1 pseudogene is annotated in these 240 nt (G+C 62.1%); it reads left to right on the top strand.

Going from position 1 to position 240, the window contains the following annotated elements:
• Positions 1 to 240, top strand: a pseudogene (locus QN347_RS20820) (riboflavin synthase); the annotation flags it as partial.

Below are 240 nucleotides of genomic sequence, written 5' to 3'. Positions count from 1 at the left end.
CTCATGTTTACTGGCATCGTCGCCGCCATCGGCGCCATCACTACTGTGCAACCCCTGGGCGATGACGCCGATTCGGGCGTCAGACTCACACTGGCCGCCGGCGGGCTCGACCTGAGCGACGTCATGCTGGGCGATTCCATCGCCATCAACGGTGCCTGCATGACGGTGGTGGATAAAACAGCCGAGAGTTTCGCCGTCGAGGTTTCACGCGAAAGCCTCAGTCACACCTCAGGCCTGGAC

It is taken from the genome of Sphingomonas sp. 10B4, assembly GCF_035019905.1.
In the GTDB taxonomy this organism is placed as follows: Bacteria; Pseudomonadota; Alphaproteobacteria; order Sphingomonadales; family Sphingomonadaceae; genus Sphingomonas; species Sphingomonas glacialis.
The sequence above is the reverse complement of the archived record's forward strand: the minus strand, read 5'-3'. Positions and strand labels throughout refer to the sequence as shown.